A 5618-nucleotide genomic window follows, 5' to 3' on the forward strand; every position below is an offset into this window, starting at 1 on the left:
TTTCCACTTTTTCGCATCTGCTGACATATGAACAGTCACATTAAAGCCTAACTTCGCACTCATAATACCAATACTTAAACCTAAATTTCCAGTGGAACTCACAGTAATAGAATAGTTTGAAAAGACATCCTTGAACTTTTCACTATCTAGTCCCTATGGTTAACTTTAATGTAACAGAACATTAATTACATTATCACGATCTAAAAATATTGCCTTCTTTTTCGTCAAGTTACGCTCTCCTTACCTACATATTTTCTATCAAAAAATCTGCAGTATAACAATTATTAAGTTCATAGTAGCATGAATGATAAATGAGACTAGTAACCTATTAGTACGTACATATATTGCGGCAAGTACAAGTCCGATTAGAAAATATCCAAATACAAAAGGAAAATCAAAATGCATGATAGAGAAAAAGACTGAGCTAATTAATATACACCCAATTTCATTAAATTTACGACTTAGTATATTTATGGCCGCGTAACGAAATACCAGTTCCTCAACTAACGGAGCAAGAATTACAATTGATATAAGAGCAAGAGGAGCTATAGTTGCAGCTTCAATATTACTTGATGTATTTACTGATTGTGTAGTTAAGTGAAATATACTCTTATCTAAAATACTACCAATTGTCTGCGCTAAAAATACTGCAACAATTCCTATTAAAATCCATACGAATGAGTTTCTTGATAATTTAATCGATAACTTCGAATCGTTCATCGCTTCTTTCTTATATACAAGAAAAGTGAATGTTAATATGAGTGAAAACCCTATTAGTTCCCAATGAATAAGTAGTTGCTGAATTGCTTGCTGTTGATTTCCCTTAATATCATACCAACCTGTCTTTGCTAACAATTGTACTCCTATAATCCCAACAAATTGAGTCATTACAAAGTATATGAGTATAACATAACCTGATTTATGTAAATTACTATGATTCATTTTACTATATTCACCTTTCATTTACCTCCAAATATTATATTATCAGAATTTTAAATCCAAATAGTATTATCTACTCTTCTTTAAGAATTTTATATATACCTGTAGGTTTATACATAACAAGATCCCCTTCACTATTGCTGACTCTTTTTGTTTCAAAGTAGATTCGGTATTCTTCCCCATCTTTTTTTATCTCTGATACTAACTCTTTAGTTATCCAGTAACTTCGATTCAGCAGATCTCCTGGTACAGCAGTCATTCGAAAATTTTTATTATCTGTATTTAATTCTTTCGCAACCATATCCTCTGCAACTTTCACGTTACTCCTAGTTAGTTCCATCCTTATCTCATGATTCTTTTCTTGTTCCGCCCTAAATTCCTGAGCAAATCTAGTACCGATACAGAGTAATAAAATTATGCCCATAAATATAAAGAATGCTTTTGCATTGAACTTTTCCATTTCCATAACATCAAATCCTTTCACTTCTTAATAATGCGAAACTATTTTATTATTGTTTACGGTGAGATAACCGAGAGAAACAATATATAACTACTGCTATATATAGAAAAACCGTAAAATTATCAATAGCTATTAACGTTTTTTCTGATACGGCATCAATCATAATTATCCTCCCAATACCAATATTTTGGCTACTATAATAGTCCTAACTTTAAGTTTAATTTCCAGCTTTGTTTAGTTTTTTATAAATTCACATGTTGCAAATATTCAACTAAGAAGTATCCGCTAAATCCTTCTAAAAACACCACTTGCGAGCCACTACTCGTTTTGAATTGATCCGTCCGACATGTCCAAACTTTACCGTCATAGTGTGCCGCTTCTCCGCATGTATGCATCACTACTTTGTCACCTACTTTTAATTCATCTATTACTCCGAATATCGTTCGATAACCTTCTTTATATTTCCGCTTTATAAAATCAACTTGTTTCCAAGTTCTAACGTTTCCGAACCGTTCTTTCATGTAATCCAAGCAAACATGATCTATATCTTCCGGTGGACCAGAAAAGTAAGTGAAAGATTGCTTCCCTCCACTCGTTGTATAAATCATATCTACTCCGCCATTTTCATTCTTTATCATTTCAAATGAAGGTTTCTTTTCCGTTCCCCTTTTCGTTTAAAATAGCGCTTTTATTAAGATTTTAAGTATCCAATTTCTCTTGCATACTCACGCATGTTTTTCATCGCTTCTTCTGTCCATCCCCAATGCGTACAGTACAATCCTCCATAACCGTTTAATCCGTTCGAATTATCATTCCCATAAATGTAGTGTGTAAAATCCTTTACTAATCCCCACATTGTGCCGCCGCTTGAAAAGTACATTTTTTGTATTTTCGTTTTATAATCAATTCTTGTCATATTCATAGAAACATTTGTATAGTGATCAACAAACCGCAATGATTTACCATTGAGTACAAAATGAGCTGTTCTATCTTTATAGTGAAGTAACCCTTTTCCATTGAATGTATTTTTATCATTATTTGCAATGTATTTAATTAGTGCATTCACAATTTCAATCCGTTTTTGCTTGTTCATTTACTCCAGCTCCTTCTCGACAAAAATCAAGTAATTAAACAAATTCTTTTATTACGAAATTCATTTTTATTGAGTTGTAAGTAATCCCCCTTCTGGATTTAATAAAGGTTCTATTACAACTCCACCATCAAATCCTGCATTTCGAACTACTTTCAAATATTGAACTTTTGTTTCTTCATCAGTGATAATAAAAGTATATTTATCTATCTTTTTTGTGGAAAAACGATTATCTTTTACTTCTTCACCTACATATGGTTTACCATTCGCTTGAAACAAAGGTACAATATCTACTCCACCATCAAACCCTCCATTTCGAACTACTTTTAGCTATTGAACTTTTGTTTGTTTATCGATTAAGACAAGTGTATATTTATCAAGATTTATTGCCTTAAATCTTGAATTTGAATAATCGCTTTCTGCTGGTAATTGTGATTTAGTCCCAACAGAATTTTGTACTGTTGATTCTTTACTAGATATGTTAAAACCAGTGCATCCTCCTACCATAGAAAGTGCTATAACACATGACAATTTCATAATAAATTTTCTGTTTTTCATTAAACAATCCCCTTTTGAACAGTTTTCATCATAACGCTTTTGTACAAAACTCAAATTGTATTAAACTGATTTTATTCTGTGGTGATTCCAATAAACATTGATAAATTCCCAGTAATCTTTTCACCCACTCTTAAAAATAAACCCGCTGGTTCCCCACCAATTAAATGTGAACCTATTAATAATTTACCTGTATAATCTCCATCCCACGTATCTATAGTACAGTCGGGCATTTCTATATACTTTTGATAAATTTTATGTTGTTGCTCATAGTAAGGCGTTTTATCTGCGGCTACTTCTTTTCCATCATTAATGATGGAAACACCACCGCCTTCCCTTCCAAATGTGGCCTTTTTCACATAATCTATATCATTTTCTTCAAATTTGTCCTTTGAGAAATAACTTGGTAAGAAGTACTTTTCTATAATTTTATGTTCTTGTTCTGTAAACCATTTATTTTGCTCGTGAAGTTGCCAGATAAGAGCTAGTACACCTTTATTTTGAATTAAGAATGCTGAAGGAGGATTAATGATTTTCACTCTCCCCTGTGCAATATGATCTAAAAACATAAGGCCAATTGATTTTCCGCTATAGTCCTTATCTTCTAATAAGTACTCTAATGGATATAATCGATACAAATATTCTATTTTGACACCATCTGGTGTATATAACCCATCGTCTGCAACTATAATACTCTGTATCCCCACATAATCACTGGGCTGAGGGCAATATTCTCGAATAAATTTTACTGTTTGATAGTCTTCTTCATGCCAATCATAACTAGTGAAATGTATAACATCATGAGGCTTTAATTCATAATCAGTAATAATTTTATACCACGTTTTTTCTAGCTTCTCTTCTATGCAGTTTGGATTTATAACTTGATGATGATCACATAATACTTGATTAGCTACAGATGGCTCCAAATAGCCGGTGGGTGTGTCTGCATTAATTTCTATTAGTTTGATTTCATTGTTTGCAACAATGAAATCAAACCTAGTGAAATATGAAAATAAAACATCATAATTTGTTCTAGTCACTTCCCATAATTCGGTGGGCAATTTTAATTGTAAAAAACCATCGTGACTTTCTAGTAAATATTTATAAACCTTTTGAAAAATGGTTTTTACTAATTCAGTTACTTCTATAATATTATTATATTCCTCTTTTTTGATTTTTTTGATACCAGTAGACATATACTGACACCATTCATTATGCTCTAATAAGCTTGGCCAAGTAAAACCACGTGTACAAGCTTGCTCAGATAAAGCAAACCATTTTTTCATATATTCTTGTTGCTGTTGATTGTCTAACATTTTGTCTCCTCCTATAAATTAAGATCCAGCTGGAGCTTTTGCATTTCCGATACCACTAGAACCACTAGTAACCTTGCTTGTTGAAGATGGTTTTGATGGTTGAGTTGGATTAGTTGTTTTCGGTGTAGATGCGTTACTTTTATTCGTGTCACTTTTATTTGTAGAAGTAGAATTATTTGCACCTCCACTACTTGTAGCAGCACTTGTACTTGTCCCTCTCCCTTTTTCCTTCTCTTTTTCTTTCGGTACTTCTGGTAAAGGTTTTTGTGTCATTGGTGGTCTATATGTATGGTTAGTATTATTATTAATTTGCCCTGGATTTTTCTTATTTAATGAATTAATTAACATCATACCAGCTGCACCTGCGGCAAACGGAACTAAGGCGGAACTCCAACCATTATCATGCTCTACACTCGGATTATTCTGTTTGTCTTCGTGCTTAACAGGTCCTGCAGTTGGCATCTCTTCAAAACACTCATTTTCATTTATTTGATTAGAAGTACATTGTTTTTGTGTTTCTTTATTATCAGTTGTGTCTTGGTCAACTGATAGTGAATTATTTTCTTCGAGATCTCCTACGCATCCCGTTAATAAAGCTGTTGAAATCCCAAGGTTTGCAGCGATTTTCATAAATTTTTTATTACTCATTTTCATAACTAAAGAGCCTCCAATATTAACTTTATAATTTTTATATAAGGATTATATGATTATATAATCAAAAAAAATTCCCTACTACCTAATTTATGCTGCTTGCAAATGCTTTAACCCAATCTCTAACGCACCTGTTCCTCCAAAACCCTGATTGAATAAAAGTGGGACATCATACTTCTTTGCGTATTCTTTTGCTACATCAATAGACACATGGCCACATGCACCTTTCTGCACTACAATAACATCACATTTTTTTATAACACTACGAAACGTTTTCTTTACACCACCATGATTTTTCCCATCATGAAAAATTACCTGACAATCTCTTTTTTTCGCCAATTTCTCTAATGTTCTACCATTTGAACCACCTAAAACTAGAATTGTACTCATTTCCATTCACTCTCCACATCTTTAGTTTTTTTATATGTACTTGGTGATACTAATAATACAATTGTGCAGATGACAATATTCAGCAATACCACACCCACTATTAATATAATTGCGAAGATTGGTAACAATAGCATGAAAATAAAACCACTTACAAGCAAGCAGATGAATATAAATCCATTGCTCATGTCTTCATAACCATCTAATCCTGTTACAATAT

Annotated in this window: 7 protein-coding genes and 3 pseudogenes; all 10 read right to left on the reverse strand. The window is 32.5% G+C overall.

What is annotated here, in order from left to right:
* A pseudogene (locus FOT98_RS27245) lies at positions 1–123 on the reverse strand (hypothetical protein); the annotation flags it as partial.
* 135 nt (positions 124–258) lie between these two features.
* On the reverse strand, positions 259–963 hold the full coding sequence (locus FOT98_RS27250; protein ID WP_000675653.1) for a CPBP family intramembrane glutamic endopeptidase: 705 nt from the start codon (positions 961–963) through the stop codon (positions 259–261).
* Positions 964–1012: 49 nt separating this feature from the next.
* Positions 1013–1405 carry a hypothetical protein gene (locus tag FOT98_RS27255; protein ID WP_000425110.1) on the reverse strand — a complete coding sequence of 131 codons (393 nt, stop codon included), beginning with the start codon at positions 1403–1405 and terminating at the stop codon, positions 1013–1015.
* A gap of 236 nt (positions 1406–1641) precedes the next feature.
* Complete coding sequence (locus FOT98_RS27260; RefSeq protein WP_000594391.1) at positions 1642–2037, reverse strand: hypothetical protein; 396 nt, start codon at positions 2035–2037, stop codon at positions 1642–1644.
* 53 nt (positions 2038–2090) lie between these two features.
* A complete protein-coding gene (locus tag FOT98_RS27265; protein WP_001041411.1) occupies positions 2091–2492 on the reverse strand; it encodes a hypothetical protein in 402 nt (133 codons plus the stop codon).
* Between the two features lie 66 nt (positions 2493–2558).
* Positions 2559–3047 (reverse strand): annotated as a pseudogene (locus FOT98_RS27270) (hypothetical protein).
* 71 nt (positions 3048–3118) lie between these two features.
* A complete protein-coding gene (locus tag FOT98_RS27275; RefSeq protein ID WP_000886565.1) occupies positions 3119–4360 on the reverse strand; it encodes a glutathionylspermidine synthase family protein in 1242 nt (413 codons plus the stop codon).
* Between the two features lie 18 nt (positions 4361–4378).
* Entirely contained in the window at positions 4379–5014 is a 636-nt protein-coding gene (locus FOT98_RS27280; protein ID WP_000784093.1) for a hypothetical protein, read from the reverse strand.
* Positions 5015–5101: 87 nt separating this feature from the next.
* A complete protein-coding gene (locus FOT98_RS27285) occupies positions 5102–5407 on the reverse strand; it encodes a DUF2325 domain-containing protein (RefSeq protein WP_000426064.1) in 306 nt (101 codons plus the stop codon).
* Positions 5398–5618: pseudogene (locus tag FOT98_RS27290) on the reverse strand (hypothetical protein); the annotation flags it as partial. The pseudogene FOT98_RS27290 and the gene FOT98_RS27285, both read right to left, overlap by 10 nt.

It is taken from the genome of Bacillus sp. HY001 (assembly GCF_007558965.1).
Taxonomy (GTDB): domain Bacteria; phylum Bacillota; class Bacilli; order Bacillales; family Bacillaceae_G; genus Bacillus_A; species Bacillus_A mobilis.

Bases quoted from the DNA above. Each gene is read 5' to 3' on its own strand.
- FOT98_RS27250 (WP_000675653.1), bottom strand. From the start codon at position 963: ATGAAAGGTGAATATAGTAAAATGAATCATAGTAATTTACATAAATCA.
- FOT98_RS27255 (WP_000425110.1), bottom strand. From the start codon at position 1,405: ATGGAAATGGAAAAGTTCAATGCAAAAGCATTCTTTATATTTATGGGC.
- FOT98_RS27260 (WP_000594391.1), bottom strand. From the start codon at position 2,037: ATGATAAAGAATGAAAATGGCGGAGTAGATATGATTTATACAACGAGT.
- FOT98_RS27265 (WP_001041411.1), bottom strand. From the start codon at position 2,492: ATGAACAAGCAAAAACGGATTGAAATTGTGAATGCACTAATTAAATAC.
- FOT98_RS27275 (WP_000886565.1), bottom strand. From the start codon at position 4,360: ATGTTAGACAATCAACAGCAACAAGAATATATGAAAAAATGGTTTGCT.
- FOT98_RS27280 (WP_000784093.1), bottom strand. From the start codon at position 5,014: ATGAAAATGAGTAATAAAAAATTTATGAAAATCGCTGCAAACCTTGGG.
- FOT98_RS27285 (WP_000426064.1), bottom strand. From the start codon at position 5,407: ATGGAAATGAGTACAATTCTAGTTTTAGGTGGTTCAAATGGTAGAACA.